At 70.8% G+C, this 26,980-nt stretch carries 21 protein-coding genes and 1 pseudogene; 10 read left to right on the forward strand and 12 right to left on the reverse strand.

What is annotated here, in order from left to right:
* The first annotated feature begins 660 nt into the window (after nucleotides 1-660).
* Complete coding sequence (locus tag WMF22_RS46470; protein ID WP_438033926.1) at nucleotides 661-1,605, forward strand: hypothetical protein; 945 nt, start codon at nucleotides 661-663, stop codon at nucleotides 1,603-1,605.
* Nucleotides 1,606-2,135: 530 nt separating this feature from the next.
* The gene (locus WMF22_RS46475) at nucleotides 2,136-3,374 is read left to right on the forward strand and encodes a type I restriction endonuclease (protein WP_438033927.1); all 1,239 of its coding nucleotides are present in this window, start codon (nucleotides 2,136-2,138) and stop codon (nucleotides 3,372-3,374) included.
* A 552-nt stretch (nucleotides 3,375-3,926) separates the two neighbouring features.
* Here the strand turns inward: WMF22_RS46475 and WMF22_RS46480 are convergent.
* The 6 genes from WMF22_RS46480 to WMF22_RS46505 form a co-directional block, all read right to left on the reverse strand.
* The gene (locus tag WMF22_RS46480; RefSeq protein ID WP_437296943.1) at nucleotides 3,927-4,748 is read right to left on the reverse strand and encodes an ATP-binding protein; all 822 of its coding nucleotides are present in this window, start codon (nucleotides 4,746-4,748) and stop codon (nucleotides 3,927-3,929) included.
* Complete coding sequence (gene istA, locus WMF22_RS46485) at nucleotides 4,748-6,334, reverse strand: IS21 family transposase (protein ID WP_438032050.1); 1,587 nt, start codon at nucleotides 6,332-6,334, stop codon at nucleotides 4,748-4,750. Before istA ends, WMF22_RS46480 begins: the two co-directional genes overlap by 1 nt.
* 48 nt (nucleotides 6,335-6,382) lie before the next feature.
* A complete protein-coding gene (locus WMF22_RS46490; protein ID WP_438033928.1) occupies nucleotides 6,383-7,138 on the reverse strand; it encodes a transposase in 756 nt (251 codons plus the stop codon).
* A complete protein-coding gene (locus tag WMF22_RS46495) occupies nucleotides 7,077-7,613 on the reverse strand; it encodes an IS630 transposase-related protein (protein ID WP_437294639.1) in 537 nt (178 codons plus the stop codon). The genes WMF22_RS46490 and WMF22_RS46495 overlap by 62 nt, the downstream gene beginning before the upstream one ends.
* A gap of 618 nt (nucleotides 7,614-8,231) precedes the next feature.
* Nucleotides 8,232-8,966, reverse strand: coding sequence for a hypothetical protein (locus WMF22_RS46500; protein WP_438033929.1), 735 nt, complete (start codon nucleotides 8,964-8,966; stop codon nucleotides 8,232-8,234).
* A 191-nt stretch (nucleotides 8,967-9,157) separates the two neighbouring features.
* Complete coding sequence (locus tag WMF22_RS46505; protein ID WP_438033930.1) at nucleotides 9,158-12,145, reverse strand: beta-propeller domain-containing protein; 2,988 nt, start codon at nucleotides 12,143-12,145, stop codon at nucleotides 9,158-9,160.
* Nucleotides 12,146-12,449: 304 nt separating this feature from the next.
* On the opposite strand from WMF22_RS46505, the gene WMF22_RS46510 reads away from it, so the two are divergent.
* Both WMF22_RS46510 and WMF22_RS46515 read left to right on the forward strand, forming a co-directional pair.
* Nucleotides 12,450-13,151 carry a hypothetical protein gene (locus WMF22_RS46510; protein ID WP_438033931.1) on the forward strand — a complete coding sequence of 234 codons (702 nt, stop codon included), beginning with the start codon at nucleotides 12,450-12,452 and terminating at the stop codon, nucleotides 13,149-13,151.
* Nucleotides 13,148-14,128: an HTTM domain-containing protein gene (locus WMF22_RS46515; RefSeq protein WP_438033932.1), complete on the forward strand. Its 981-nt coding sequence runs from the start codon at nucleotides 13,148-13,150 to the stop codon at nucleotides 14,126-14,128. The genes WMF22_RS46510 and WMF22_RS46515 overlap by 4 nt, the downstream gene beginning before the upstream one ends.
* 88 nt (nucleotides 14,129-14,216) lie before the next feature.
* Here the strand turns inward: WMF22_RS46515 and WMF22_RS46520 are convergent, their stop codons facing one another.
* On the reverse strand, nucleotides 14,217-15,560 hold the full coding sequence (locus WMF22_RS46520; RefSeq protein ID WP_437296259.1) for a serpin family protein: 1,344 nt from the start codon (nucleotides 15,558-15,560) through the stop codon (nucleotides 14,217-14,219).
* Nucleotides 15,561-15,773: 213 nt separating this feature from the next.
* Nucleotides 15,774-16,781 carry a LysR family transcriptional regulator gene (locus WMF22_RS46525; RefSeq protein WP_437296260.1) on the reverse strand — a complete coding sequence of 336 codons (1,008 nt, stop codon included), beginning with the start codon at nucleotides 16,779-16,781 and terminating at the stop codon, nucleotides 15,774-15,776.
* A 69-nt stretch (nucleotides 16,782-16,850) separates the two neighbouring features.
* Between WMF22_RS46525 and WMF22_RS46530 the strand changes: the two genes are divergently transcribed.
* Nucleotides 16,851-17,465, forward strand: coding sequence for an NAD(P)H-dependent oxidoreductase (locus WMF22_RS46530; protein WP_437296261.1), 615 nt, complete (start codon nucleotides 16,851-16,853; stop codon nucleotides 17,463-17,465).
* 330 nt (nucleotides 17,466-17,795) lie between these two features.
* Nucleotides 17,796-19,048: pseudogene (locus WMF22_RS46535) on the forward strand (P1 family peptidase).
* A 72-nt stretch (nucleotides 19,049-19,120) separates the two neighbouring features.
* Here the strand turns inward: WMF22_RS46535 and WMF22_RS46540 are convergent.
* Nucleotides 19,121-19,552 carry a hypothetical protein gene (locus tag WMF22_RS46540; protein WP_438033933.1) on the reverse strand — a complete coding sequence of 144 codons (432 nt, stop codon included), beginning with the start codon at nucleotides 19,550-19,552 and terminating at the stop codon, nucleotides 19,121-19,123.
* Between the two features lie 326 nt (nucleotides 19,553-19,878).
* Between WMF22_RS46540 and WMF22_RS46545 the strand changes: the two genes are divergently transcribed.
* Nucleotides 19,879-20,118: a hypothetical protein gene (locus WMF22_RS46545; protein ID WP_437296263.1), complete on the forward strand. Its 240-nt coding sequence runs from the start codon at nucleotides 19,879-19,881 to the stop codon at nucleotides 20,116-20,118.
* On the opposite strand, the gene WMF22_RS46550 is transcribed toward WMF22_RS46545, so the two are convergent.
* The 3 genes from WMF22_RS46550 to WMF22_RS46560 form a co-directional block, all read right to left on the reverse strand.
* Nucleotides 20,115-20,525 (reverse strand): response regulator, encoded by a 411-nt coding sequence (locus WMF22_RS46550; protein WP_437296264.1) that lies wholly within the window; start codon nucleotides 20,523-20,525, stop codon nucleotides 20,115-20,117. The genes WMF22_RS46545 and WMF22_RS46550 overlap by 4 nt on opposite strands.
* A 228-nt stretch (nucleotides 20,526-20,753) precedes the next feature.
* Nucleotides 20,754-21,926 (reverse strand): hypothetical protein, encoded by a 1,173-nt coding sequence (locus WMF22_RS46555; RefSeq protein ID WP_437296265.1) that lies wholly within the window; start codon nucleotides 21,924-21,926, stop codon nucleotides 20,754-20,756.
* A 16-nt stretch (nucleotides 21,927-21,942) separates the two neighbouring features.
* Nucleotides 21,943-22,146: a DUF350 domain-containing protein gene (locus WMF22_RS46560; RefSeq protein ID WP_437296266.1), complete on the reverse strand. Its 204-nt coding sequence runs from the start codon at nucleotides 22,144-22,146 to the stop codon at nucleotides 21,943-21,945.
* A gap of 204 nt (nucleotides 22,147-22,350) precedes the next feature.
* Between WMF22_RS46560 and WMF22_RS46565 the strand changes: the two genes are divergently transcribed.
* The 3 genes from WMF22_RS46565 to WMF22_RS46575 are packed head-to-tail and all read left to right on the forward strand — an operon-like array spanning nucleotide 22,351 to nucleotide 26,956.
* Entirely contained in the window at nucleotides 22,351-24,213 is a 1,863-nt protein-coding gene (locus WMF22_RS46565; RefSeq protein WP_438033934.1) for an insulinase family protein, read from the forward strand.
* A gap of 35 nt (nucleotides 24,214-24,248) precedes the next feature.
* Nucleotides 24,249-25,904, forward strand: coding sequence for a M16 family metallopeptidase (locus WMF22_RS46570; RefSeq protein ID WP_438033935.1), 1,656 nt, complete (start codon nucleotides 24,249-24,251; stop codon nucleotides 25,902-25,904).
* Nucleotides 25,901-26,956 carry a hypothetical protein gene (locus tag WMF22_RS46575; RefSeq protein ID WP_438033936.1) on the forward strand — a complete coding sequence of 352 codons (1,056 nt, stop codon included), beginning with the start codon at nucleotides 25,901-25,903 and terminating at the stop codon, nucleotides 26,954-26,956. Before WMF22_RS46570 ends, WMF22_RS46575 begins: the two co-directional genes overlap by 4 nt.
* The last annotated feature ends 24 nt before the right edge of the window (nucleotides 26,957-26,980 follow it).

The raw sequence follows: 26,980 nt of genomic DNA on the forward strand, positions 1-26,980 counted from the left end.
CAGAGCGGAGCCTACCGGGAGTCGCCGGGTGAGTTGAAACTCTGCTTGGAAGCGGTCGAGAGGCTCCGGGGAGATGTCGAGCTCTGGCCGGACGTTGGCGGGAGCCACCCGGGTGAGTTGAAACTCTGCTTGGAAGCTGTCGAGAGGCTCCGGGGAGATGTCGAGCTCTGGCCGGACGTTGGCGGGAGCCACCCGGGTGAGTTGAAACTCTGCTTGGAAGCTGTCGGGAGGCTCCGGGGAGAGCTCGAGCTCTGGACGGAGGCTGCCGGGGGTGACGGTCAACGTTGACCCACAACGGTCAAGATTGCCTGTAGCGCACGATGACCTGACCGCAGTCGACCGAGCCCCCCACCGAGAGCCTCGCCGGCGTCTCTTTCTCGTGCCGACGGATCTCCGGACGTGCAGGGGCGCCTGCCGGACGGAGAGACGAGGAAAACGACGGGCTCGGGTCGATTTTCGTGACCCGATCGGGGTCGAGCTCCCGATTTATCTCCTCGACGGGACGGAAGGACGCCGGGCGACGGAGCCCCTTCGCGCGGCGCGCTCGGTCCCGCCGGCACGGGTCCATCGTTCGCTCGCGCTGCTTGCGTGGCGAGGCGACGGCCCGGGTCGAACGCAGCCGACAGACTCCCTTTTCGAGGAGACTTCAGGAGGAGAGATATGCCTGCCGTGATCAAGTCGAAGAAGCGCTCCGCGGCCGCCATGCCAGCTGGAGAGCCGACGTATCCCTCGCCCATCTACTCTCCCGCGATCGGCAAGAAGGCGCTCGAGGCGCTCGCCCCGGCGCTCGACCGCCTCGCCGAGGCCGACCTCGTGACCGTGAGGCTGGACGTCGAGGCGGCCACGTATGCGGCCCTCGGCGTCGCCAGATTCGTGTCCTCGCCCGACGTTCGTGCGCGCTTCGCGCTGTTGCCCCGGGAGGAGTTCGACATGACGTACCTCCACGAGCTCGAGCTCGTGTGCTTCGCCGCGCTCCATGCGCTGGCCGAGGCCCGCGCCGCCGGCGCGCTCACGACGACGGACGCGCGGCTCCCCATCGAAATCGTCAGCGAGGCGACGGAGATCGAGGGGCGCATGCAGGCGCTATGCGAGTACCACCTCTCGGACGACCCGGCGATCAGGCCGGAGCTCGATCGTCTGCGGCCCGGCACCGGGCACCGCGACCTCGCGAACGACCTGCTCGGATACGCCCGGATCTACGAGCTTCGCGCCGACGTGGTGAAGGACGACCGGAAGCTCTACCGGGCCGGGGACGCGGCGCGCGCGCGGGAACTGGCCGGGGTGATGGCCCAGCGGCGCTCGACGGCGATGACGCCCAAGGCGCGAAAGGCCTACGGCCGGTACGTGCGGGTCTGGACGCTGCTCTGCCGGCGCTACGACGAGGTGCGGGCGGCGGCGCTGTGGCTGTGGCGGAGGAGCGCGCGCGTGCAGGAGCGGTTCCCCTCGCTGTTCGCCGCGGGCCGGCCGAACTCGGGCCGACCGAGGAAGGAGAGTGCGTCGGACAGGCGTCGGGAGAGCGACGGTGGCGGGAGCGGGCGCGTGGCAGGCGGGGAAGAGGCGGTGGAGACGCCCTCCCCGGAGGGCGTGGAGGGAAGCCCTTCGTGAGCCGGGGGCCACCAGCCGCCTCGAGCCCACGCGAGGAATGAGCGGCGACGGGGCTGGTGCATGCTGGCACGGCGCTGGGTCGTGGGGCCATGCCGGCTCCAGGCGTCGCCTCTGCTGCTCCTGCTCGAACTTCGGTGGCAGCCTCAAATTAAATCTGCATTATCGTCCGATTGTGTCGGCCATCTTCGTCGACGAGACACGCTGGCCAGCGTTCGGCGCTGAGCCGCACCCACCCGCCCCACAGCTCCCGCCCCTCTGCCACCACCGCCGAGGCGTCGATCCTCCGCGCGGCCGAACCCATGGAGCCATACGGCGCAGCCGCCGGCGAGCGCGAGGTCCAGCGGGACGACGCCCGAGTGGAACCGCTGGTTCGGCCCGAGCGCAAGCGGAGAATGGAACCCAGGTAATACCTTTCACCACCACGACGGCTACCGTTGTCCCAAGACCGCGCAGTTGACTGGCATCTCGCCGAGCGCGTAGCCTTACAGGCTTCCTAGCCAAGTATGGCTCGGCTGGAGCAGGAGGCAACGATGGCGCTTATTGACAACATGCGGCGTCTTGCGGAGCAAGTTCGGAAGAGGCTCCCAAACACGATCGGCGAAGAGGCGACCAAGAACGCTCTCGTGATGCCATTTCTTGGAGCACTTGGCTACGACGTGTTCGACCCGACGGAGGTTCGCCCTGAGTATGTGGCCGACTTCGCCAAGAAGAAAAGCAACGGTCAGTTCGAGAAGGTCGACTACGCGATCTACATCAATGGCGTGCCGGTGATGTTCATCGAGTGCAAGCCGGCCGATGCGGAGCCGAACACGCACAGCGGCCAGCTGTCACGGTATTTCAACTCGACTCCGTCCGTCAAGGTGGCGGTTGTCACGAATGGCGTTCGATACATGTTCTTCACCGATCTTGAAGAACCTAACATCATGGGCGAGCGACCGTTCTTCGAGTTCAATGTGCTCGAATTCGCGGAAAGAGACGTCGAAACGCTCGATGCGTTCTCCAAGGACAACTTCGATGCTGGAACTGTGCGAACGCGCGCGGAAGACATAATCTTCACCGGGCGAATGACGGCCTACATCAACGACGTGCTACGCAACCCGACAGAAGAGTTCACGCGCTTCATTCTCGGCGAGTTGAACATCACGACGGGCAAGCTCACGGCGAAGCGCGTCGAAAAATTCATACCGATCGTACGCAAGGCTATCCAGACAACCCTGCTCGACATGGCCACCAGATCGATCAGGCAGGAGACGCAGGACATCGCAGTGGCCGCGCCGCCCCCGCCCCCGCCCATACCACAACCACCCCCGCAGGCTGCGCCGCCTTCAAGAGACTCAGCTCCGGAGAACGGGAAAGGCGTCGTCACGACCCAAGAGGAGTTGGACGCCTACGAGGTCGTTCGTCGCATATGCGCCGACTCTCCAGCGGCCAGCAAGGCCCAGGTTCACTACCGAGACGCGGTTAACTATTTCGGCATCAACATCGGGAACACGAAAAAGTGGTTCGTTCGCCTGTTCTTCGACGGCAAGCGCAAGTCCGTGGTTACCAAAGTCCCCGCCGACAGAGCAACGCTGCTCGCGCCCGGATTTGAGGTCGACGCGCCGAGCGAAAACGTCGGGAAGAGCCGCGTATATGTTAGTGGCCTGAAGGACCTCGAGCGGCTGAGGCCTCTGCTGATGCTCGCCTTCGAGGACGAGATTCGTCGCGCCGAATCTGGCGACGTGCCCGAGGAAGACGAGTTGCCGGCTGGCGTCGCCATGCCCCACTAGAGCGACAAACGGGTTGAAACCGCCAGAAGAGAGCAGAATTCGAACCGCCAAGGCGCCAAGGACGCCAAGAGAATCACAAAAATCTTGGCGTCTTATGGCGCCTTGGCGGTTCACTTCTCGCTCGCTCAACGTGATCGGTGCCCTAGAGCGGTTTTCAGCTGGGTCTGGTACAAAAGCTGCTGCTCGGGCTCACTGATTCCCTATGCTGCAGTGCCACGTCGCAGGATCATGGGGCCACCCCGTCGCAGGGTCATGGGGCCAGGGGGGAGACGCCGTGATCGGTCTCGACCATGCCCGAGACCGCGAAGCGTGTCGAGGTCCCCGGAGCCGGGCGCGCAGCGACCGGCGACGTCTCTCTTTTCGCAGGGTCATGGGGCCACCCAGGCCCCCGGCAGATCCCGGCAGGGTCCGCGACGCTCAGGAGCAGGCAGGTTCACCCCGCCCCCAGCGACACCCGCGCTCCCGTCGACGAGGGTGGGCGAGGCACGCCGATCGGAGCGAGGGGTCAGAGGCGCGGCCCCGGGCTCGACGTCCTCGCCGAGGCCGCAGCGGTCATCGCCGCCTGCCGCGTGGGTGGGTTGGCGGCTTGCTGCGCGCGGGCACCGGCGCGGCCGTGGTGCTCTCGTCGAGCTTCGGCTTGAGCCGCGGTCTGTACGACTCGCCGTCGATGATGAAGTCGAACGCCGCGTTCTTGAACCGATCGACGGCGCTCTGCGCGAGCAGTACGTCGTCGAACATCGCGAGCCACTCGGCCGTGTCGCGATTGCTCGTGACGATCATCGAAGCGTTGCCTGTACGTTCGAGGAAGAGCTGGTACACGTCGCGGCTCTCTTCCTTGTTCATCGCCTCGAGCGCGAAGTCGTCGAGGATGAGCAGGTCGACGGTCGTGAGCGCGACCATCTCGGCGTCGCGTGAGTTGTCGAGTCTGCTCTGGCGCAGCCTGCGCAGCATCGCGTCCGCGCGCAAGAAGCGTACGCTGTAGCCGTGCTGGCACGCGAGGTGTCCGAGCGCGTTCGCGAGGTAGGTCTTGCCCACGCCGACAGAGCCGAGGATGACGATGTGCTTGTGCTCTTCGAGGAAGCGTAGGCTCGTGAACCCGCCGAGCAGACGCTTGTCGAAGCTGACCTTCGCGGTCTTGTCCCAGAGCTCCAGGCGCATGGCCGGGTCGAGCCCGGCGTCGCGTACGCGGCTCTCCGTCGCGCTGGCCTCGCGACGCGCGATCTCGTCGGTGAGCAGCATGAGCAACAGCTCCTCGTGTCCCATCGACTGCTTCTCGGCGACCAGGAGACGCTCGCGCAGCGTCGCCGCGATCCGGCCGAGACGAAGGCGCTTGAGCGCCGTGATGAGCGCAGGGTCGACTTCGCTCGCGCTCATCACGAGTCCTCCTTGGTCGCGGCAGCCGCCGGCATGCGCGTCGCGAAGTGCTCCGTGCTGCGCGCGAACCGCGGCGTGGGCAGCGCAACGACCGTGCGCTGACCCGTGGACGGTGACGCCGGCGTCTTCGCCGTCTCGAGCATGCGCGCCACGCGCTGCACGTCGACGACATCAAACGCGAGCGCGCTCTGGCAGATCGCCTCGACACGCCCGTTACCGAACTTCTTGCACAGACGCAGCAGCGCGTAGACCAGCCGCATGCGCGTCCAGGGCAATGGCACCGCGAGCAGTCGCTCAGCGTAGACGCCGACGTGCACTCCGCACTTCTTCGCGCTCGCGATGAGCGAGGCGACGTCGCGCACCGCCGCGACGTCCTTGCCCATGGGGTAGTCGCTCGGATCGGTGGAACGCTTGCCCGGCGCGACGCGCGCGTGCACTTTCACGAGCTCCGTGCCGGCGTAGATCCTCACCGACGCGCTGTCGGCGCGGACGCGCACCGTGCTGCCGACGTGGCGGGTGGGCACGCTGTAGAGCGACCGGAGCACCTGCACGTGATGATCGGGGTGGACCTTCGCGTCGGTCCAGTGCGGCACGTCGAACGGCGCTGCCGGCGCCGGCTTCATGGCGCTCCTCTCGCGCGCCTCGAACACCTCGCGCGGTACCTCGCGCGTCGTGCCGTGGACGCGCGCGCCGGCGACGTCGCGGCACCACCGCTCAGCCGACGCGCGCGCGTCGTCGAGGCTCGTGAACGATTCGCCGTCGAACCAGCTCTCCCGCACGTAGGCGACCTGATTCTCGACACGTGCCTTGTCTCTCGGCGACCTGACACGCGCGGCATCCACGAACAGCCCGCGCGTCTGAGCGTAGTCGAGGAAGGCCGGCGCGAGCACGGGGGCGACCTCGTCGGCGCGCAGCACGATGGCTTTCATGTTGTCCGGAATGATCACGCGCGCCATCGCATCGAAGAAGCGCCACGCCGCATCCAGGCCCGCGCACACCGCCACGGTGGTCTGCTCGAACGACGGCCACACGAACTGGTAGCGGCTGTACGCGAGCGTCACCACGAGCACCCACAGGTTGCGAACTCGCTGCGTCGCAGGATCGAACAGCCTGCCCATGAGGCCGAAGTCGACCTGCGCGACCTCGCCGGGCTCGGTATCCGCGACACGAACCGTCGGCGTCTTCTTGCGCCACGCGAGCTCCTCCTTGGCGAAGCGCCAGAGCGTGTCGTAGCTCGCCGTGACGCCGTGGTCGCGCTGGAGCAGCGTGTGGATTTTCCGCAGCTTCAGCGGGCGAGATTGAGCGAGCCAGGCCTCGATACGCACGCGATGCGCGTCGATCTGCTTCCTCTCGTCGCTCGCGTCGGGCACCGGGCGCGCCTGCACGCGTTGGGCGATCGCATGGACCTCCTCGTCCGTCGGCTCGCGGTCGAGCGGCAGTGGCAGCGTCGCCGCGGCCTCGAAGTACCTGCCGACCGTCTTGCGATCGAACCCCGTCTCGCGCGCCACCTGACGCGCGCTCTGCCCCGCCGCACGACGGCGGAGCATTTCCTTGATGTCAACCATGATCAGCTCTCGGTAGGGCATCGGGCTCCTTCCGACGGCGACCCGCGCCGTCGTCGGAAGGAGCCCGTCTCAGATCCCGACCGCGGCGTCCCGAGCTGGCCCCATGAGGCTGCGAAAAACCTCGAAAGCTGGCCCCATGACCCTGCGAAAAACTGGGTCACGCCCCCGCGCGGGTGGCCCCATCCTCCTGCGATTGGGGTGGCCCCATGACCCTGCGAAAAACGCCGTCAGGTGGCCCCATGACCCTGCGAACTGGCAGCTGCAGGGCATCCCCGCTGGCGGAGCGCGAGAGCGCTCGCCGGGCGGCGCCATCCTCCGGGTTGCGCCGGCACGCGAGGGAGGTGGGCGACGCGGTGGACGGATGTAGCCGGCGTGCTGAAACCAACCTTTGGCGTCGCGATCAGTTACCAGACCGATGGCTCGGCCCATGGCTCGGTATACCTGCGGAACCGAGCGCGGGGCGGCGGCGCGGGTGAGCTCCTTGACTTTGCTGCCGCAGCCTTCCACCGGCGACAGGTCAGGCGAATAAGGCGGCAAAATCCAGAACTTTGCCCCGCGCTCCTCGACGGCAGCGCGAGCACCGGGAGCACGGTGTGCACCCAGCCCGTCGACAACGATCACATCGCCGGGCTGCACTCGAGGAGCGATCCGGTCGCGGATGTACGCCTCGAAGATGGCGCCGTTCATGGACCCCTCGAAGGCCATCGGTTCTACAGCGCCGCCGAGATTCAGCCCGACGATGAGCGTGATCTTCGGGTCGGTGTTACACGGCACCCTGCCGTGCGCCCGACGCCCGCGACGCGCACGACCGCACCGCCGCGCCATCCCGCGATGCAGACCGAACTCGTCGAAGAAGGTGATGCGGCGTGCGCCTACTCTTCGTGCTCGCCGCCGGAACTGAGCGCGGCGCTTGCGGACGGCGGGCCGATACTGCTCGCTCGCTCGAAGCGTTTTTTTTTCTCGTGATGCCCAGCCGCTGCAGCGCCCGATGCATCGTCGGGATGCTGACACGCACCTCCTGCCGCTGCTCGAACTGCTCAGCCAACTCGGCCAGCGTCCGGTCGTTCTTTTCCTCGACCAGCTTGCGCACCTCATCCAGCCCCGCCCGGTCGATCTTCGGCCCCACTCCACCACCGTGCGGCAAGGGCGCAAGGCTGCCTGTCGCGCGCACCTGGGTGAGGTAATTCTGCACAGTGTTCGGCGCGACCGAGAAACGCTCCGCTATTTCGCGAATGCTCCCCTCGCCGTTGACGTAGGCATCGACGATTCGCCGGCGCAGATCGAGACTGTACGGACTCATGGGGCAGACCTTGGGCAGGTCCTGTGCCACGATCCGGTGCGGTCGAGCTCGGGCTGTAGCAGACTCGGCTGAAAGCCGCTCTAGAGCGACAAACGGGTTGAAACCGCCAGAAGAGAGCAGAATTCGAACCGCCAAGGCGCCAAGGACGCCAAGAGAATCACAAAAATCTTGGCGTCTTATGGCGCCTTGGCGGTTCACTTCTCGCTCGCTCAACGTGACCGGTGCCCTAGGCTAGCGTGCTGCCGGTCAGCGTTTCGGCGGTAAATGGTCTCCCCTCCACAGTCGCGAGCGCCGCCATGTGGACGTAGAGCACCCGGTCGTAGCGCCGATCGTCGAGTGGCGTCGTCGTCCCTGGAACTAAAGATGAGCTTGTCGTAATCGCGGGGGATGCGGGGCTTTCAGGCTGAATTTCTAAGCCACCCGGATGCTCCCGGAACCGCGCCCCTGCCGCAGGCTGAGAGATCACCTCGCGGCGGCGTCTGCGGCGAGCGCCGGCGGGTGGTGGTCAAGTTTGAACATGAAGGCGGGAAGGTGGGAAGAAAGCTCGATGTTCCTCCCGCCTTCATCTGGACTCTCTCCGGGCAAAGTTAACCACTACCCGCCGGCGAGCCGTTCAATCTATGGGAACACCGCCTCGACCTCGGCCAACTCGGGGTAGGTGAACGTGACGGTCTCTTCAATCGGCGTCGATCCGTCGTACGCGTATGCCTTGAGCGTATAGCTGCCCGGCGCGGCGTCCACGGGCCGCGCGCACATCGCGGGGCACAGCTCGTCCGCCTGAGCCGCGGGGCACCCCGCCGCCATTGCGTCGACGCTCTCGAAGATGACGCCGTTCCAGGTGAACGTCAGCTCGCCTTGAGGCGGGAGCGGCTTATAGCCAGCCTCGAGGCAATCTGCGGGGCAGATCGGGGTCCCGTCGTCGCACAGCGGCCTTGCCAGGTTCCTCGGGGCCTCGGCGCCGCTCGATGAGGTCACGATCCACGTCGAGATGCACGGGGTGTCGCCGACCAGGAGCTCGGTCGCCCCTGTGTTTCGGAAGCGGATCGTCACGGGCGTGGCCGTTCCTGAAACGCCGGGCTCGCACGCGCTCGATCCCCCTCCGCCCGCGCCTCCAGCGCCGCCTTGCCCGCCCGCGCCGCCGACCCCGCCTTGCCCGCCCGCGCCTCCAGCGCCGCCTTGTCCGCCCGCGCCGCCGACACCGCCTTGTCCGCCCGCGCCTCCAGCGCCTCCTTGCCCGCCCGCGCCTCCAGCGTTGCTGCTCGTTTGCCCCTCGTCGCCGCACGCGGCGAGGCCGAGGACGCTCGCGGCGATGCAACCCATCGCCAGCGTTCGCATCTGTGCAAGTCCATTCATGGGCCTGAGACACTCCAATTCCCTGCGCATGATCGTTCGCCTCCTCGCGATGCACTTCGGCTTGTCACCAGACATGCCACTGGGACGGTCATTCAAGCGAACCAGCGCGGGTCGACGCGGCTTGGCCGAAGCACGCGGATCCTCGTGTGGCGGGCGCGGGCGCGGTTCGGCCGCGGGCCGCGCGACGTGGATCAAGGGCCGACGTCCACGGCCTCGAGGCCGTAGCCCCAGGAGCAGAGCGCGCGGTCGCCGGAGAGCGTCACGTGGACCACATACCCCGGGAGCTCGCTCTTCTTTTCGAACGAGAGCGCGGTGAGGTCGGTCGCGTCGAGGATGGAGAGAGCGGGCCAGTAGTTGTCGACGACGAGGAGGCGCGCTCCGTCCGCGAGGAGCAGCGGGCCATCGCTATGGTCGAAGCCCGCGACCTCTTGCATCGCGGTCTTCAGGCTGCCCTCCTGCAGCCCGCCGGCCACGAGGATCGAGGACCTTCCGTCGTGGGCGGCGTCCTTCACCGACAGGAAGGCGCGGTTCTCGCCGGCGAGCGCCTTCATGACCGCCACGGTGTCGTCCAGTGGACTCTCGTCCAGGAGCCGCGCGCCCGTGTCATCGAGATCGAGGAGCTTGAGCGTCCTCCGCGTGCCCCTGCACACGCCCGGACCGGCATCATCGCCGGCGGCTGCCGGCGTGAACGCCGCGTTCGACGCGAAGGCGTGAGCACACGCCTCCCTCCCCACCACCGGGGTCTCGACGGTCTCGTAATCCGTCGTGAGCAGCCTGCTCGACGCGCCGTCGAACGCGAGCAGCGAGCCGGGCACGTTGACCGGCGCCCGTATCACCGGCGAGGACGGGTCCGCGACGTCGATGCGATCGAGATAGAAGCGCGCCCTGGAGGGATCGCCGGGCAGCGGCGTCCAGCGCGAGACGAGCACCGTGGTGCCGTCGAGCTGAAGGCCCGTGTGGCCGGCGCCGTCCGGGAGCGCCAGCGAGCTGTGCCGCGGGTTCAGCGGGTCGGAGAGGTCGAGCAGATCGAGCCACGCCTCGTGAGGCGGCCGGTCCTCCTCGAACGTGTAGTAGCCGTCATCGCTGACGCCACGGATCACGAGGGTGCTGCCGGCCTGAACCACGGAGTCGCCCGCGGACACGAGAGCGCCGGAAGGATTCGTGTACAGCGCGCCGGGGCTGAAGGGCAGATCGCGCTGGGCGACCACGCGCGGCGCGGCCGGGTCTCCGACATCGACGATCGCGAGGCGCGTGAGCGCGGCGTTCGATGTCTGCGCGAGCACGTAGACGTGCTGTCCGTGCGCGAAGAGGCGGGCAGTGCCGAGGTAGCGCTGGCAGCCGGGGGCATTCGTGTACAGCGCCGCGCCGTCGAGCCTGGCGATCGGCTCGGCGAGGCCCGGGCTCGCGGCCGGCGCGATCTCGAGCGAGGTGCCGCTGATGCGGACCACGATGTCGTCGACAGCGACCGTGCCGTCGGCGAGCGTCGCGAGCGCGAGCTCGGCGACCTTGGCCGGGGCGCCGCGATCGTCGATGCCGAAGGCCTCGACGCCCAGGTCGGAGGCGGCGACGAGCCGCTCCCCGCTGGCGAGGACGCGCCGCGCCTGTCCGCGTGTGGCGGCGGCGCCGCGCTTCGCGAGGGTGTCGCGCGTGAAATCGATGAGCTGGATGCCCGCCGTGAGGGTTCCGCAGTCCCAAGAAGAGGCCTCGCGGCCCGGCTCACTGTAGGGCACGGCGAGGGTGCCGAGGCCGTCGAAGAGCGCGAACGCCTCGTGGATGCGATCGTGCTCCTCGACGACGCGCGCGCCACGGCCGCCGAAGTCGACACGCGCCAGCATCGCGGGGTTCGCGAGATCGGAGACGTCGAAGAGCGCGACGTGCAGGGAGGTTCCGTCGCCGGTGTCGAGGTGGGCCCCGAAGGCAAACAGGCGATCTCCGCGCGGCTCCACGTGATTGATCCAGCGGTGCCCCCCGATCTCGCCGACCTGGGCGGGGCTCGCCGGGTCGCTCAGGTCGACGGTGAGCACGGGGTCCATGGGCTCCGCGACCAGGTAAGCGTACTTCGTGGTCACGTAAGCGCGGTTTTCGTCGAAGCGGACCGAGTGCAGCTTTGCCGCCGGATGCACGTCGAGCTCGGTCGCGCCGAGGGGCACGATTTCCTGGGAGGACACGATGGAGAAGGTCTGGATGCCGGGCTTCGCGTCGGGCTGCCAGGGGCCGGGCAGGCTGACGAAGCGGAGCACCCCGTCGTGCTCATCCATCTGCCAGGGGCTCGCGATCTGGCCGGCCACCTCGACGCGCGCGCCCTCGACGAGGGCGCCGCTGGGGTCGGAGATGTCGACGACCTGGATGGTGGCGCGCCCTTCCTCCTCGCCGTCGTTCCACACGGCGCTGGCGACATACACGCGATCGTCGCTGATGCTCACGCTGGGCCATCCCCAGTAGCCCGAAGGGGCGCTCTCGATGAGCCTCCGCTGATCGATGACCGCGATGTCCGCCGGGTCGCCGACGGCGAGGGAGGTGACGGTGATGTCCGGCGCGTCGGCGCAGTCGAAGCAGGAGCCGGGCGAGTAGGTCACGGCGTGGAGCACGTCGCCGGAGAGGCGCGCGTCGGTGAGCTTGCCCGGCAGATCGAACGAGCCGACGGGCTGGATATCCGCTGGATCGGAGACATCCAGCACCTCGACATGGCTCATGGGCCCGCCCCCCTGCGCGTCGGGCGCGTCGGGCGTCCACCAGGAGGAGAACAGGGCGTAGAGGAGCCCGTCGCGCAGGTACATCGCGGCGGGCGAGCCGTACATCCGGCGGGTCCCGAGGACGCGCGGCCCGTCGTGTCCTGAGACATCGATGACGCTGAGCCCCGAGTGCCTCGACATCGCGTAGAGCCTGCCGTCCTTCTCCTGGACGATGTCCGCGTCGCGGATAGCGCGCTCCGCGATGGCTCCGCCGCGCGGCGGCACCGGCGGCTCCTCGTCCGGGCCTTCGCCTTCTCCCGTGCCCGAGCTGGCGTCGCCCGAGCCAGCACCCGCCGGATCGCCGCCGCGGGGACCCGTCGGATTGGCGGAGATGAAGCCGGTCTGGTTGGATGTGCCAGCGCCACGCTCGCAACCGGCGAGTCCGATCGATGCCGCGGTCGCAGCGAGGACGACCCAGCTGGCGCCGGCTCTGAACGGGATGGACATGGTCACCTCTCCTTGACAGCAAGACGCAGGACGCAGCGCCCCTGCAAAGCGCAGCAATCTCGTCGCGCTGGCACAATCAGCAAGCGGCGGGCCAGGCGCATTCGCGAGAATTCCGCGTGATTTCGGTGATGTGAGCGCGTCCTGTGCCACGGTGCGCGCGGGATCCTTGCCGCAGTGGTGGCCCATGTCGGCACAGCCGTACATCCTTATCCTGCGGACCGCCCCCTGACCTGCCGGCGCAGGTTCCTGAACAGGGTCTCCCGAGATCCTGGAGGCTCCCTGCTGGGGCAGTTTCTCGACGGCCATGAATGGCTGGATTGCCGCGGATGCCTCAATGCCGCAGCGGTCCGACCGCGGCCTGCTCTGCGGCCCGGTGGCGACCCATTGGAAACGTGCGTGGCGAAAGCGGGTGGCACGCCGCGCGCACGACGGATCCATGGGGGTGAGCTCCATGGAGGAGACAGGAAACATAGAAAAGCGCGCGCTCTTCGTGCTGCCCGCCGCTGCGATCCACCTCGGGCTGGTGATCGTGCTGGGTGTGCTGCAGGTGCGCTTGCCGTACGAGGGCTGGGTGGAGCGCGCGGTGGGCTATTATGGCGCGTTTTCCGGGGCCAGCAGCGCGTATTCCTTCTTCGCTCCGACCGTCGGGCCCCTGCTCTGGGCCACCTTCGAGGTCAGGGATCGCGCGGGAGCGCTGACGACCGAGGTGCTGGAGACAGGAGCGAGCCGCGAAGCGGACCTCCGCGTCAAGAATATCATCGGCATGTTCCGGGATGAGCAGGACCCGGCCGTAAGGCGCTCCCTGGTTGCGTCGTGGGCAGCGAAGGTGTTCGCCAAGCACCCAGCGGCGGACAGCGTCGTCGTCCGACTCGAAAGCTACGACCTGCCCTCGATGGCGGAGTATCGCGCGGGCAAACAGCCGCGGTGGTACGTCGAATACAAGGCCAAGTTCAACCTGAAGGCGCGGCTCGCTGCCGGCGAGAACGACAGAGAGACGACGCCATGAGGCTGCGGACCTGCACCCTGCTCCTGCCGAACGCCAGAGACGCAGCTGCGCGCCTGTGGGGCCCGATGCGGCGATTCGCGTTCGCGCCCGCGTCGGCGCGGCCCCTGGCGGCGCTCCGGATAGGGCTCGCGGCGGTGCTCTTGGTGCAGGCGGCGCTGATCGCGCCCATCGCTTCGGAGCTGTACTCGCGTTCGGGCATCGTTCAGGGACAGCTCCTCGACGGGTCTGGCGCGATCGGCTTCCCCCGGATCGGCCACCTCGTGGATGCATTCTCGCGCTTCGGGGTCCGCGAGAGCTCGGTCATCGCTGGCGTGGGTGTGCTCTACGTGCTGTCGCTGGCTGGCCTCCTGCTCGGCTGGAGGACGAGGCTCTCCGCGGCGTGCACATGGCTCGTGCATTTCACGTTGATGATGACCGCGGAGAGGACGAACTACGGAGCAGATCAATTCGCGAACATCTTCCTGTTCTACCTCGTCTTCATGCCTTCTGGCGCTGCGCTGTCGCTCGATCGTGTCTCTGGGCGAGCGCCGCCCGAGCCGAGCGCGACAGCGCGCCTCGCGCTGCGGGTGGTGCAGCTGCACCTTTGCCTCGTCTACCTCTCGAGCGGCGTGGAGAAGGCATTGGGCGCAGCGTGGTGGGACGGCGACGCGATATGGCGCTCGCTCATGCTGCCCGAGTACCGGCGGTTCGACTTTTCGTGGCTCGCTCACCACGCCTGGATCGCCGTGATCGCGGGGTGGCTCGTGCTGCTCGTGGAGATCGGGTACCCGTTCTTCATCTGGCCACGCCGGACCCGGCGGCTCTGGGTGGCAGCCACGGTCGGATTGCACGCCGGGATCGCGGTCTTCATGAGGCTCGATGTCTTCGGCGCCATCATGTCGGTGTTCACCATCGCCGCGTTCGGCGTGAAGGCGGACCCGCGACAGGCGCGAGCGCCCTCGGCTGCGGCACGCTGTGCTCGGCGTGGCGAGGCCTGACATCGTCAGTACAGGCACTCTGCCACACGTACGTTGGCGCGCTCACGGGGGACGCCTCCGCGTCCGTCGCAGAACCGGGCTTGGCGGGTCAGCTCGCGCTGGGGTCGGCGACGCGGCCGACGAACAGGATGCTGCCCGTCGCGTTGTCGCGGATGAGGAACAGGAAGGGATTCACGAGCGCGAGCGACGCGGGCTGGGGCGCCGACCTGTCGCCGACGAGGACAGCGGTCGCGGCCGCCGCCTCGGTGCCGGCCTCGTTCACGCCGACGAACGCCTTGTGGAGGACGTCCTGGATGTAGGGCTGTCCCCTGGAGTTGATGCCGGTGAAATCCGCGACCCCCGGCGTGAACGCGATCTCCATCCCCATCGCCTCCAGCGTCTTCTTCAGGCTCAGCTCGTAGTCGAACTTGAACCTGGGCATCGTGGTGTCGACCAGGTGCTCGCTCATCGCGCCGGCGATGCCGTCGACCTTCGCCGCGTCGAGCGACGCCTCGAACGCGTCGAGCGTGCCCTTCGCCGGCAGGATGATCACCATCGACAGCTCGTCCCCGTCGTAGGGCATCGCGACCGCCTGGTAACCGTCGCCCTCGGCATAGGGCATCTCCAGGTTGCCGTGCATCAGGGGTACCGTGACCTCGGTCCCATCGGCCTTCTCGAACGGGCCGTCCTCCGTCGCGGTGACCTTGAACGGGGTGCGCCACGCCGCGTTGAAGTAGATGGCGTTCGTGAGGACCAGCACCGTCTCGGGGGTGATCGCGTCGACGGGTACCAGCTTTTCGATCTTGCCCTCGGTCTGGTCGCTGACCCAGCCGTTGATGAGATCGGCCGATTCCTGCGGGAAGTCCCAGAAGTTCACGACGTTCATTCCAGCGCCGTAGTGCAGCCCGAGCGTGTCCAGGAAGGGCGCCTCGAACGGGTAGCCGATCTGCCCCCAGAGCGCGTTTACGACGTTCAGGCGGAAGCCCTCTCCGTCGGCGCCCTGGGCGCCCTGACCGCGGCTCTCGAGCTCCTGGTCGATCCAGTTGAACGCCGGATGGAGCTTGTCCTGCCCGAGGTCGAAGTGCAGCGTGTCGGCCATGGCCGTCTCCGTCTCGCCCTTCGCGCCGGCCCACGTCATCGCGAGCGCCGTCGAGATGCTGTAGGGCGAGTAGAAGACGTTGCCCGGCTCCTGGCGGAGCTGCTGGTAAAGGTCGAGCGCGAACGCGGAGTTGCCCGAGACGAGCGCGGTCCTGTCCTCCGGAGGGACGTCCGGGCTCGAGATGCGCTGCTCGTCCGAGGCGACCACGCAGAAGGGCTTGTCGGCGTCGCTGCAATCCTCGCCCTCAGGGTCGAGGTACGAGTCCGGGTTGGGATCGGTGGACGTCTCGCAACCGAGGATCGCGGTCAGAGACAGGACGAGGAGCGGAGCGCAGGTTCGGAGGGTTCGCCGCATGCCGCCCCGTCCAGCATCGGCCGTGCCGCGCCGGCCTCGATCGCGGGCTCGTGTTTCCGAGCCGAAACGCGCGGAGCGACCGAGCCGCCGCGCGCGGGGCGCCCCCGAACCCTGACATCCGGCGAACAGCTGGCCCGTTCTGGCACAAGACCAGCATGACTCTGACCCTTTTCTTCCACGGGTTCCCGCTGCAGAAGCTCGCCTGCGGACACGTTACCTGGCGGGCGGGCCTCTGCTCGCATCCGGCTCATGCCCTGCCGGCCGAAGCCGCGATCGCTGCTGAGGATCCGCCGAGCGCCCGCGCGCCCGCGCGCGTCGCGGCGAGCTCAGGAACTGGAGATGCTCTTCGAGGGCGCCCCACACGGCGGCGATGCGCGGCACCTGGCGCAGGCCGCGCGGCGTGACGAGCCAGAGCTCGAGCACCGGGCCTGCGGGCAGGCCCAGATCGAGTTCCACCAGGTCGTCGTCCAGATCGAGCGCGCTGCACGGCAGGACCGCGGCGCCGAGCCCCGCGCGAACGGCCTCGATCTGGGCGATGTAGCTGCTCACGATGAGCTTCGGTGCCTTTTTTACATGCCGCTTCTGGTAGTCGTCCTCGACGGTGGGGGTGCGGCCCAGATCGACGCCGACCCAGTCGAGCTCGTCGCGGCCCTTCCTCGAGAGCCTGCGGTGGGCGATAGGCACCGTGGGCAGGGTGACGATCCGCGCGGCCACCAGATCACCGCTCTTCGGCCGGAAGAAGCGCACGGCGATCTCGGCCTCACGGTGGCCCAGATCGGCCACCTCGTAGCTCGTCAGCAGGTGGAGCGAGACGCGCGGGTGCCTCTCGGCGAGCGCCGGGAGCACGCGCGGGATGACGCCGTGCACGGCGATCGACTCCGTGAGCGCCAGTCGGACCAGGCCCTCGGCCTCTCTCTCGTGGCCGCTGGCCTCGCGCACGAACTGGTCGGCGCCGGCCTCCATCGACTCGACGTGGCGGCGGAGCTGCTCGCCGAGCGGGGTGAGCATCGAGCCTCCCGGCAGCCGATCGAAGACCGCCACCCGGAGCGTCCGTTCGAAGGTCGCCATGCGCCGGCTCACCGTCGATTGCTCGATGCCGAGCCTGCGGCCGGCGGCCGAGAAGCTGCCGGCGCGCGCCACCTCAAGGAAGAGGCGCAGATCGGCCCAATCCAGGTCGGCGAGCGGCCTGCCTGCGGGCGGCGGCGCGGGAGAGCGTGCCATGCACCCACGCATGGCATGCCTGCGCAGAACCGTCTACCCAGACGCTGCTGCATGGCCAAGATTTGACGCATGCACCTCGTCATCCAAGGTCACCCAGCCCCCGACAGCCTGAGCGACGCGCTCGCGCGGGCCTACGCCAGCGGCCTCGAGAGAGGCGGAGCCCGCGTCGAGCTCCTGGCCCTGCGCTCGCTCGCCTTCGATCCGCACCTGCGCGCCGGCTTCAGCGGCCAGCAGGAGCTCGAGCCCGATCTCCGCCAGGCGCAGGCCGCCATCGAGCGCGCGAGCCACGTGGCCTGGTTCTTCCCCACCTGGTGGGCAGCGCCACCCGCGCTGGTCAAGGGCTTCATCGATCGCACCTTCTTGCCTGGATGGTCGTTCGCCTACCGAAAGCGGAGCGCGCTGCCCGAGGGGCTGCTCGCCGGCCGCAGCGCGCGCGTCGTGACCACGATGGATAGCCCGGGCTGGTGGTACCGATTCTGGCACTGGCGCTCCGTGCATACCTCGTTCATCAACGCGACCTTGCGCTTCGTCGGCTTCGGGCCCGTCCGCGAGACCACCTTCTTCGATCAGAAGACGCGGACCCCCGAGCAACGAGCGGCCTGGCTCCGGGAGATGGAGCGCATCGGCGAGCGGGACGCGCGGCAGTTCCCCGCCAGATCGTCCCGCACGCTGGCTGTGGCGTGAAGGTCGGTTGTGGGGTGTTGGGGGTTGCTGGGGTCTTTGGGGCCCCGAGAGGCCAGAGGACGCCAAAAGACGCCATGGGGCGCCAAGAGACGCCAAGAGAATAAAAATTATATAATCCTGGCGTCTTTTGGCGTTTTCTTTTGGCGTCTTCTGGCGTCCTCACCATTCCGGCAGCTGCGGGAATGCTCACCACCTGAAAGTGGCGCCTTCGATGCGCGGATGAGGGGTCGAGATGGTGTCGCTCATCCAGGAGGGGCAGATCGCGTAAGGACTCCTCTGCGGCTCTTTGAGCGGAGCTCGAGCACACCGCCGTCAGCTATCCTCCCGCCGATGCGTTGCCCCCGCCTCCCCGCTGGCGCTGCGCTCGCCGCGGCGCTCCTGCTGCCCTCGCTCCTCGCGTGCGCCGGCCCTGCGGCTCGACCCGCCCCTCCCGCGCCGAGCGCTGGTCCGCCGCCCCCGGCGCCCGCCGGCGAGGCGCGCCGGCGCGCGCGGGATCTCGGCATCGTGATAGGCCGCCTGCCCACCGGGAGCCTGAACGCGATCACCGATGTCCCCGGCGTGCGGGTCGGGCACGTGACCCATCGCCGCGGCGCCGGCCGGCTCGACCCGGGCAAGGGGCCGGTGCGCACGGGCGTGACCGTCATCCTGCCGACGTCCGATGATTTCTGGCACAACAAGGTCCCCGCCGCGAGCTTCGTCCTGAACGGGAACGGGGAGATGACCGGCCTCCATGATGTGAGGGAGTTCGGGGTGCTGGAGACGCCGATCGTCTTCACCAACACGCTCGCCGTGGGGCGCGCGCTCGACGGGCAATCCAGTACATGCTCCGGCGCTATCCGGGCATCGGCGTGGACGAGCCCACGGTGACACCGGTCGTCGGAGAGTGCGACGACAGCGCGCTGAACGACATCCGCGGGCTGCACGTGTCGGCCGAGGACGTCCTCGAGGCGGCGGAGCGCGCGGCGGGTGGCCCTGTCGAGGAAGGGGCGGTCGGCGGCGGGACGGGGGTGATCTGCTACGAATTCAAGTGCGGTATCGGGACGGCGTCGCGCGTCCTGCCGGAGGCCGCGGGCGGGTTCACGGTGGGCGCCATCGTGCAGGCGAACTTCAGGGCACGCGGAGAGCTCCGGGTCGACGGGGTGCCGGTAGGGCTGGAGATCCGCGATCTCCTGCCCGTGCTGGAACTCCTCGGCGAAGGCTCGCTGCTCGCCGTGGTCGCGACCGACGCGCCCCTGTCCGCGCGGCAGCTCGAGCGGATGGCGCGGCGCATCGCGCTCGCGGTGGGGCGCACAGGGACGATCTCGCGCGACGGGAGCGGAGACCTGTTCCTGGCCTTCGCGACGGGCAACCGGGTGCCCGTAGAGCCCGGCGGGCTGATACGGAGTCTCCGCGAGGTGGACGACGCGCGCCTGAACCCGATGTTCCAGGGCGCCGAAGAGGCCGTGGAAGAGGCCATCCTCAACGCGATGACCATGGCGACGACGACCTTCGGACAGGACGACAACGTCGCCCACGCCATCCCCCTCGACCGGCTGCGCGAGGCGATGCGGCGGTACGGGAGGCTCGGTGAGCCGGGGCGCTGAGCCGGATTCGCGCGCCGCGACGCCGGATCGAGAGCCGGCATGCGCGCCTCCCGGGAAGCGCCAAGTCCCGACTCAGATGATCAGCAGGAGCTCGAGCTCGCTCTCCTTTGCCGTCGCGCCCCCCGCGGGCACGTGAGGCGCGTTGAGCGGCGCCAGCCGGAGCGCGCCCCACGGCCGCGGGCCCGAGCTCTCCGGCGGAGGCCCGCCGGCGTCGGCCGCGCCGCGGGCGGCCTCGCCGTGCGCGCGCTGCGCGCAGCCGGCGATCGCGGCGCGCACCGCCCGGAGGACGCGCTCCGTGTCGAGCCCCCCGGGCTCCTGAGCCGCCCTGGCAAGGCTCTCGTCGATGCAGGCGGCGCACGGGGCGGAGCTGGCCGCGAGCCGCACCACCAGCGTCGCCTCCAGGCGGCCGAGCTCTACCATGTTGAACGGCACCGTGAGCGCCTTGCCGCGGCCCCGGCCGACATCGACGCTGACGAGGAGGGTATCGCCGTCACGTATCACCATGGTTTCCCGCGGAGGGCGGCCACTTACGCGCTCTGGCGCAGACTCACGAAGACTTGTGTTGACAAGGATCCACAGGCGATCGGAGCTCGCCTGTCCGCTCTTCTCCGCAGCGTCGCTGGTGCGGCCTTCTGCCATTCTCACGCCCTCCGAGGAGGCGAACCTACAGCCGTTGGAGGCGGACGGCGATGGCCCTTCCGGACAGACAATGTCCGGACGGGCGCGTCCGCCGAGGACGCCGCCGCGCGGCGGACACGGAGGTCTTCGCAGCGTCCGTTGCGCCGTCTCGCGCGAGGCGGTAAGCACAGCCGGCGAGCGGAGGGCGGAGCGTGGATGAGCCGGAGCGGCGCGACGAGGACCCGGACCAGGGCGCGGGCGAAGCCGGGAGCGAGCGCGCGTCGCTCGGCATCCTGTTCCTCGCCGCGGCGTTCGCGCTCGCGCTCCTGCTGACCGTCGTGGCGCTCCTCGCGTTCGCGGCGATGAGCCCGCGGTCGCCGTCGCCGGTCGAGGTCGGCGCGCTGGTCGACGCTCCGGTCGGCGCTGCGAGCGCGCTCGACCGGCGGGGCTAGCCGCAGGTCTTCTGGACCACGCCGAGCAGCGCGCTGAAGTCGACGGGCTTCTTCAGGTAGGCCGTGCCCTCGGGCGGGCCGTCGTGGCCGGAGACGATGGTCACCGGGATCGCCGCGAGGGCGTGCACCTGCTTCAGCGCGGCGAGCATCTCCTCGCCGGTCATGATCGGCATCATGAGATCGAGCAGGATGAGCCCGGGCGGCGGGTCCGCCTGGTGCAGGAGATCGAGCGCTTCCCTGCCGTTGCTGGCGCAGTAGACATCGTAGCCCGACGACTCGAGCATCTCGCGGAGCATCTCGCGGAGCTCGGCGTCGTCGTCGACAAGGAGGACGGGGGCGCGTGGGTTCGGGGGAATCGGCGTCACGCGCGGGCCGCCGAGCCCGTCGGTTGGCCAGGGTTCACTCATCGCTGTTACCTCTTCCAGACGGCGCAAGCATGCAGGAGCGATAGCAGGCGAGCACCGCGCACGCATCGCATGCCTTCAGCATCGTCGGATCTTCTCCGGACATGGTTCCGGGCTACGCGGGGGCGGCGCCGATCCGCGCCGAGCGGCGGGCGAGGGGCGTGGCGGGAGCACGGGCACCGCGAGCGAAGCCATGCGAAGCGCCGAGGGTTACGGGAGTTGCGCCGCGGGTCAAGCCTCTCCGCGCTCGCCCCGCTCGCGCTCGGGCGTTCCCGGCCGGAACCCGAGCGCGCGCGCCTGGGCAGGGCGGGTGTGGCGACGGCGCCAGACCACGGCGTCGAGCATGTAATGGGTCGCCTGCGGCAGCGCGAGCAGCGGCACGAGCAGCGCCCGCGCGCGCGGGCCGAGGAGCGGCTCGTCCGCTGTCCGCGCGCCGCCGAAGAGCTCCGGCCGGTCGTGCCAGACGAGCCGGTCCCAGAGCATCTCCTCGACGAACGCGAGCGCCAGCGCGACGCCGAGGAAGGCGAGGAGCCCGGCGGCGAGGACCCGCGCGAGCAGCGAGCGCGGCGCCTCGCGGGCCCGCTCCCGGGCGTACGCGAAGACGAGCGCCATGTACGGGACCCCGTGGACGATCACGTTGGTGACCGTGAACTGGAAGTCGCTGTCGGTCGCGACGATGCCGACGTACCACGTCGCCGCGGTCGTCCCGACGACGACGTGCTTGCCGAGGTTGAGCGGCGCGCGGTCGACGCAGGCCCGCTGGATCGCGCGGGCGACGTACGCGGCGGCGAGCGCGGCGTACACCGCGCCGAGCGGGCCCACCGCGGCCGCGAGCCAGGGCGCGCTCACGAAATCGCCGTCCATGAACCACTGGAACGCGCGCGGTTGATGCGCGTGTGCGTGCCAGTAAAGGAGCGGCCACCCGGTTGCCGCGTAGACGAGCGCGTCGTCGAGGAGGCGATCGACGCGCGAGCGCTCGCCCGCGAGCGCGCGGTAGATCGCGACCCACCCGACCTGCTGGCGGACGAAGTGGATCACGGCCACGTAGGCGAGCGCGCGCCAGAAGGTGAGCTCGGAGGCGAGGTGGAGCGCGACGCCGGCGGCGTAACAGGCGAGCGGCACGCCGGCGTAGAGCGCGGGGTGGCGGCGGAGCTCCTCCGGATCGAGGTACGTGCGGAAGAGCGTCGTGTGCACGTGCGCCACGTCGACGCCGACCACGAAGAGCAGGAAGCCCCAGGCCGGCAGCGCGCCCCCCGTCGAGAGCGCGGCGAGGGCGAGGGCGACCGCGGCGGAGCCGCCGAACACAGCGAGGTCGGCGCGGCGGCTCCACATGAAGCCGCCGCGGGCCGCGCCGCTGGGCCCGGCCGGCAGCGCGCCGAGGAGGTCGGGCCCGGCCGAGGCCAACGCCGAGACCCGCGCGTCAGCCGTGGATGGCCGCGGAGATGATCCAGGCGAGGCCCAGGATCACCGAGCCGATCACGATCGCGAGCGCCGTGTTCTGGTCGTCCTCGATCTCCTTGCGGATGGAGAAGGGCGTGAGCTTCGTGATCAGCACGAACGCCAGCAGGAAGACGAGCAGCCCGACGCTGACGAAGACGAGCGTTCCGATAACGGCTTTGATCAAATTTTCAACGTCGGGCATCGGCGGTTCTCTCTGGGCGTGGGGCGGCGCGGGGCGGCGCGCGGCGCGCGCTCGTGACGTCGTGAGCTCGGGGCGTGAGCCTACGCGAGTCGGCCGGCAGGGTGAAGCGCGGTCGCTGCGCCGCGTCGCGTCCTCGACGCGCGCACCCGGGCGGCGACGTGCTATCGCCCTGCGGTGTCCACGACCGTGCGCCGAACCCTGCCCCGTCGCGCCCTCACGGCCGCGCTCGCGGCGCTCGGCCTGCTCTGCGCAGGCGCGCCCCACCTCGCCGCGGCAGCGCCTCCGTCCGGCAAGGCGGCGCGCGCGCCGGCCCGCAAGGCGGCGCGCGGCGGCGGCGCGCCGATCCGGAAGGCGGCGCACACGGCGGGGGCGCCGAGGAGCGCCGCGGCGGCTCCGGCGGAAGCGCCGCTCGATCTCGCGCTGCCCGTCGAGCGGATCACGCTGAAGAACGGGATGCGCGTGGTGCTGAGCCCCGATGAGAGCTCGCCCACGGTCGCGGTGGCCGTGACGTACGACGCGGGCTCGCGCGACGAGCCGAGCGGCAGGAGCGGCGTGGCGCGCCTCGTGATGGACTCGATGGCCCGGAGCAGCCGCAGCCTGCCGGCGGGCGAGCCCCAGCGCCTCGTGGCCGAGCGCGGCGGCGAGCTCCACGCCGAGGCGGACGTCGATCGCACCACCTTCACGGCGGCGCTGCCTGCGAACGAGCTCGCGCTGGCGCTGTGGATCGAGGCCGATCGCATGCGGGCGCCCGCGCCGAGCGCAGAGGGCTTCGAGGCGCAGCGCAGGGGCGCGATCGAGCGCCGCGGCGCGGTCCTCGGCGCCGCCCACGGCCAGGGCGCGATCCGGCTCCGCGAGCTCGTCTTCCAGGGGTACTGGCCCCACGAGCACCCGGCGCTCGGCGAGGCGGACGATCTCGCGGGCGCCGAGCTCTCGTGGGTCCGCGACTTCCACGCCGCCCACTACGGCCCGAACAGGGCGGTGCTGGCGATCGCCGGCGGCTTCGACGCGGGCGCGGCGATGGCGCTCGTGCACGAGTACTTCGACGGCATCCCCGCCGTCTCCGCCGCGCCCTTCAAGGAGGTGCCTTTCCCCGAGCAGACGAGCCAGCGCACCGGCGTCGTGAGGGACAGCGCCGCCCGCGCGCCGTCGATCCTCTACGGGTGGGCCGTGCCGCCGCGCGAGCACCCGGATCACCACGCGCTCGCGCTCGCGGCGTCCCTGCTCGGGCGCGGCGAGAGCTCGCGGCTCCCGGCTCTCCTCGTCGGGAACAAGGCGGTCGCGCGGTCGGTGCGGGTCGCGATCGACGGCCACCGCGGGCCCGATCTCTTCTCCATCGACGTGCGGCCCGCCGAGGACGCCCGGGTCGGCGACGTCGAGAAGCTGATCGAGGGCGAGATCCGGGCGCTCGCGACGGCGGGACCCTCGCAGGCCGAGCTGACGAGGGCGCGCCGGCTGCTCCAGTCGGCGTTCGTGGCGGGCCTCGCGGACGCGGGCGCGCGGGCGCGGGCGCTCGGCGAGCACGAGCTCCTCTTCGGGGACGCCGCCCACCTGAACGGGGAGCTCGCGCGCTACTTCGCGGTGACCCGGGAGGACGTGCAGCGCGTCGCGCGCGACCACCTCGGCCCGACGCGCCGGACGATCGTCGAGACCTATCCCCCGGGGCTGCCGGGGGCCTCCTTGCCGCCGCGCGCGTCGGCCGGCGCGCCGCGGGCCCGAGGCGGGGCGCGCGCCGCGGCGCCGGAGCAGGACGCTGAGGTGGCGGCGCCGGACAAGGCCGCAGAGAAGGCGGCGCCGGGCAAGGGCGCGGGCAAGGCCGCGCCGAGCAAGAGAGCGGACAAGGCCGCGTCGGGCAAGGGCGCGGACAAGGCCGCGTCGGGCAAGGGCGCGGACAAGGCCGCGTCGGGCAAGGCCGCGTCGGGCAAGGGCGCGCCGGGCAAGGCCGCGGACAAGGCCGCGCCGGGCGAGCGCCCGGCGAAGCCGCACGGCGCGGCGAGCCGGCCGGCGCCGGATCCGGCGCCGACGAAGCCGGCGAAACCCACGAAGAAGTGACGCGAACAGGCGAGCGACGGAGAACGCGTGACGCGATGAACGAGCGAAGCGAGCGACGCGACCTGCGCGGGCGACGGACAGCGCGCCCCTGGCTCTCCTGGACCTCGGCGCTCGCGGCCGCCGCCGTGGCGTGCGGCTGCGCTGCTGGACGGGCGCCGCAGCCGCCCGCGCAGGCGGGCGCGCCGGCGACGCCTGCGCCGGCGACGTCTGCGCCAGCGGCGCCGCCCGCCGAGGCCGCTCGCGGGGAGCAGCCGCCGCCGTCCGGCCCCGCGAAGCCCGCGCGCATGCCCGCCATCGCCTGGGCCGAGCTCCCGAGCGGCCTCCGCGTCGCCACGGCGGTGAGCCGCGCGCTGCCGCTCGTGGAGGTCCGGGTGGTCATCCGCGGCGGCTCCGCGGCCGACGGCGAGCGCACGGGGCTCGCCGCGATCACGGGCGAGCTCCTCCTGCGCGGGGGCGCGGGCGGCCTCCCCGGCCGCGAGCTGCTCGCGCGCGTCGAGTCGCTCGGCGCCTCCCTGCGGGTGGACACCGGCCTCGACGCGACCGTGATCGCGCTGCGCGCGCCCAGCGATCGCCTCGCGGAGGCGGCCCTGCTGCTCGGGCACGTCGTGCAGCGGCCGCGCCTCGACGCCGCGGAGCTCGCCAGGCTGAAGGCCCAGGCCGCCGAGGCGGCGAGGGAGCGCGCGCGCTCGGACGCCCGCTGGGGAGCGCTGATGGTCCTCTTCCGCGACCTCTACGCGCTCCCGACCGAGCTGCACCCCTACGCCTCGTTCGGCGCGACCGCGGCGGAGCTCCCGCGGATCACCGCCGCCGACTGCCGCGCGTTCCACGCGGCGTGGTACGTCCCGAAGAACACCGTGGTGGTGGTGGCGGGCGACACGACGCCCGAGGCCGCGCGCGCGGCCGTGGAGAAGGCCTTCACCGACCGCCGCGGCGCGGAGCCGCCGGCGCTGTCGTTCACCGATCCGGTGCCTCCGGCGTCGCTCAAGATCACGATCGTCGATCGCCCGAAGAGCGCGGAGAGCGAGCTCTTCCTCGGCGTGCTCGGCCCCGAGCGCGGCGCCTCGGAGTGGCCCGCGCTCGCGGTCGCCGGCGAGGTCCTCGGCGGCCCCTCCGGGCGCCTCTCGCAGGAGCTGCTCGAGCCGCGCGGGCCGGCGCGCGAGGTGTCCGCGGCGCCGCTCGACGTCGCGCACGGGCCCGTCCCGCTCCTGGCCCACGTCCGCGTCCCTGCGGCGCGCACGGGCCTCGCCGCGCAGGCGATGCTCGAGCACGCGGAGCAGCTCGCGGCCGCGGCGCCCTCGCAGGAGGAGGTCGACGCCGCGGCGCGGCGGCTCACGGCGCGCCTCGGCCTCGGCCTCGGGACGGCCACCGGGCTCGCGGACGAGATCGCCGTCATGCAGGCGCTCGATCTGCCGGACGACCACCACGAGAGCTACCGCAAGGAGCTCCGGGACATCACGCCGGCCTTCGCCGGCAAGGTCGCGCACGACAACGTGCGGCCGGCGCACGCCGCGATCGTCGTGGTGGGCGACGCCCAGGCGATCGGCCCGATGCTGAGCCGCCTCGGGGACGTCAAGGTGGTCGACCCGACCCGCGCCTTCGAGCGGAAGCGCACGATCCCGCGGGACGCGAGCGCCTCGCCCGCCCCGGCGCCCGGCGCAGGCCGCGCGGCGCCGGCAGAGGAGCCGCAGTGACGGCCGCCGGGCGCCGCGGTGGCGCGCGCGCTCCGCGGGCGGCGGCGCGTGGTCCAGCGCCCGCGACGCGCGCCTTCGCGCTCGCGGCGGGGCTCGCGGCGGGGCTCGCGGCCGTGTCCTCCCCGGGCGCCGTGGGGGCGCAGCCGAGGCCTGCGTCGGTGGCCGTAGCGCCGGTGGCTGTAGCGCCGGCGGCGTCGACGCCGGCACCCGGGCAGCTCGACGGCGCGACGTACGACTACGAGCACCCCTCTGCGCCGGCGAGCGGCGCCGCCGAGCAGGGCGCAGCGCGGGCCGGGGCCGCCGCGCCCGCGGTGCCGCCGGAGCGGCGCTGGCGGGGTCGCGCCTTCGTGCACCGCCTGGCCGCCGCCGATCCCGCGCGGCCGCTGCCGATCCTCGTGTTCCTGCACGGCACCAACGAGGCGCGGATCGAGCACCGCTGGATGGGGGGCGGCCGGGAGGGCGACGTGCGCCGGATCGCGGCGCAGCTCATGGACGCGGGCCGGATCCCGCCGATGCTGGTCGCCGCGCCGAGCGCCGTGCTCCCGGCGGCGGTCGCCGTCGCGCGGACGAGCTGGCCTGCCTTCGACCTGGACGTGTTCCTCGACGCCACGGCCGCGCGGCTTCGCGGCATTGCGACCCTCGACCGAGCGCGCGTCGTCGTCGCGGGCCACTCCGGCGGCGGCTGCAACAAGGCGGGCGGCATCGCGACCGCCTTGAGCGCGTCCACCCCCGTGCACGCGGCGCTCGTGATCGACACGTGCATGGACGTCGACCTCGCGCTCCCCCTCGCCCGCTCGCGCCCGACCACGCACGTCGTCGTGTCGTGGCAGACGATGACCTGGGCCAAGCGCCCCATCGCCGACTTCCGCCGCGCCTTCCAGCGCGGCGTCGAGGCGCACCCCGCGGCGCCCGGCGTTCTCCGCGAGCTCGAGCCGCTCGTCCCGACGGAGCCGATGCCCCACGACGCCATGGTGCCCCTGGTGCTGCGGCGCTGGCTGCCGCCGCTCCTCTCGCCGGACGCCGCGCCGAGCGTGCCCTGCGTCTCGCCCTGACCGCCCCAGGACGCGCGGCCGCGT

The organism is Sorangium sp. So ce204 (assembly GCF_051526795.1).
In the GTDB taxonomy this organism is placed as follows: Bacteria; Myxococcota_A; Polyangia; order Polyangiales; family Polyangiaceae; genus Sorangium; species Sorangium cellulosum_B.

Excerpts from the sequence above, each read along its gene's own strand:
- WMF22_RS46525 (WP_437296260.1), bottom strand. The coding sequence starts at position 16,781 with ATGGCACGCTCTCCCGCGCCGCCGCCCGCAGGCAGGCCGCTCGCCGAC.
- WMF22_RS46530 (WP_437296261.1), top strand. The coding sequence starts at position 16,851 with ATGCACCTCGTCATCCAAGGTCACCCAGCCCCCGACAGCCTGAGCGAC.
- WMF22_RS46470 (WP_438033926.1), top strand. The coding sequence starts at position 661 with ATGCCTGCCGTGATCAAGTCGAAGAAGCGCTCCGCGGCCGCCATGCCA.
- WMF22_RS46520 (WP_437296259.1), bottom strand. The coding sequence starts at position 15,560 with ATGCGGCGAACCCTCCGAACCTGCGCTCCGCTCCTCGTCCTGTCTCTG.
- WMF22_RS46490 (WP_438033928.1), bottom strand. The coding sequence starts at position 7,138 with ATGGCGCGGCGGTGCGGTCGTGCGCGTCGCGGGCGTCGGGCGCACGGC.
- WMF22_RS46570 (WP_438033935.1), top strand. The coding sequence starts at position 24,249 with ATGAACGAGCGAAGCGAGCGACGCGACCTGCGCGGGCGACGGACAGCG.
- WMF22_RS46475 (WP_438033927.1), top strand. The coding sequence starts at position 2,136 with ATGGCGCTTATTGACAACATGCGGCGTCTTGCGGAGCAAGTTCGGAAG.
- WMF22_RS46505 (WP_438033930.1), bottom strand. The coding sequence starts at position 12,145 with ATGTCCATCCCGTTCAGAGCCGGCGCCAGCTGGGTCGTCCTCGCTGCG.
- WMF22_RS46510 (WP_438033931.1), top strand. The coding sequence starts at position 12,450 with ATGAATGGCTGGATTGCCGCGGATGCCTCAATGCCGCAGCGGTCCGAC.
- istA (WP_438032050.1), bottom strand. The coding sequence starts at position 6,334 with ATGCCCTACCGAGAGCTGATCATGGTTGACATCAAGGAAATGCTCCGC.
- WMF22_RS46540 (WP_438033933.1), bottom strand. The coding sequence starts at position 19,552 with ATGGTGATACGTGACGGCGATACCCTCCTCGTCAGCGTCGATGTCGGC.
- WMF22_RS46515 (WP_438033932.1), top strand. The coding sequence starts at position 13,148 with ATGAGGCTGCGGACCTGCACCCTGCTCCTGCCGAACGCCAGAGACGCA.
- WMF22_RS46550 (WP_437296264.1), bottom strand. The coding sequence starts at position 20,525 with ATGAGTGAACCCTGGCCAACCGACGGGCTCGGCGGCCCGCGCGTGACG.
- WMF22_RS46495 (WP_437294639.1), bottom strand. The coding sequence starts at position 7,613 with ATGAGTCCGTACAGTCTCGATCTGCGCCGGCGAATCGTCGATGCCTAC.
- WMF22_RS46500 (WP_438033929.1), bottom strand. The coding sequence starts at position 8,966 with ATGAATGGACTTGCACAGATGCGAACGCTGGCGATGGGTTGCATCGCC.
- WMF22_RS46480 (WP_437296943.1), bottom strand. The coding sequence starts at position 4,748 with ATGAGCGCGAGCGAAGTCGACCCTGCGCTCATCACGGCGCTCAAGCGC.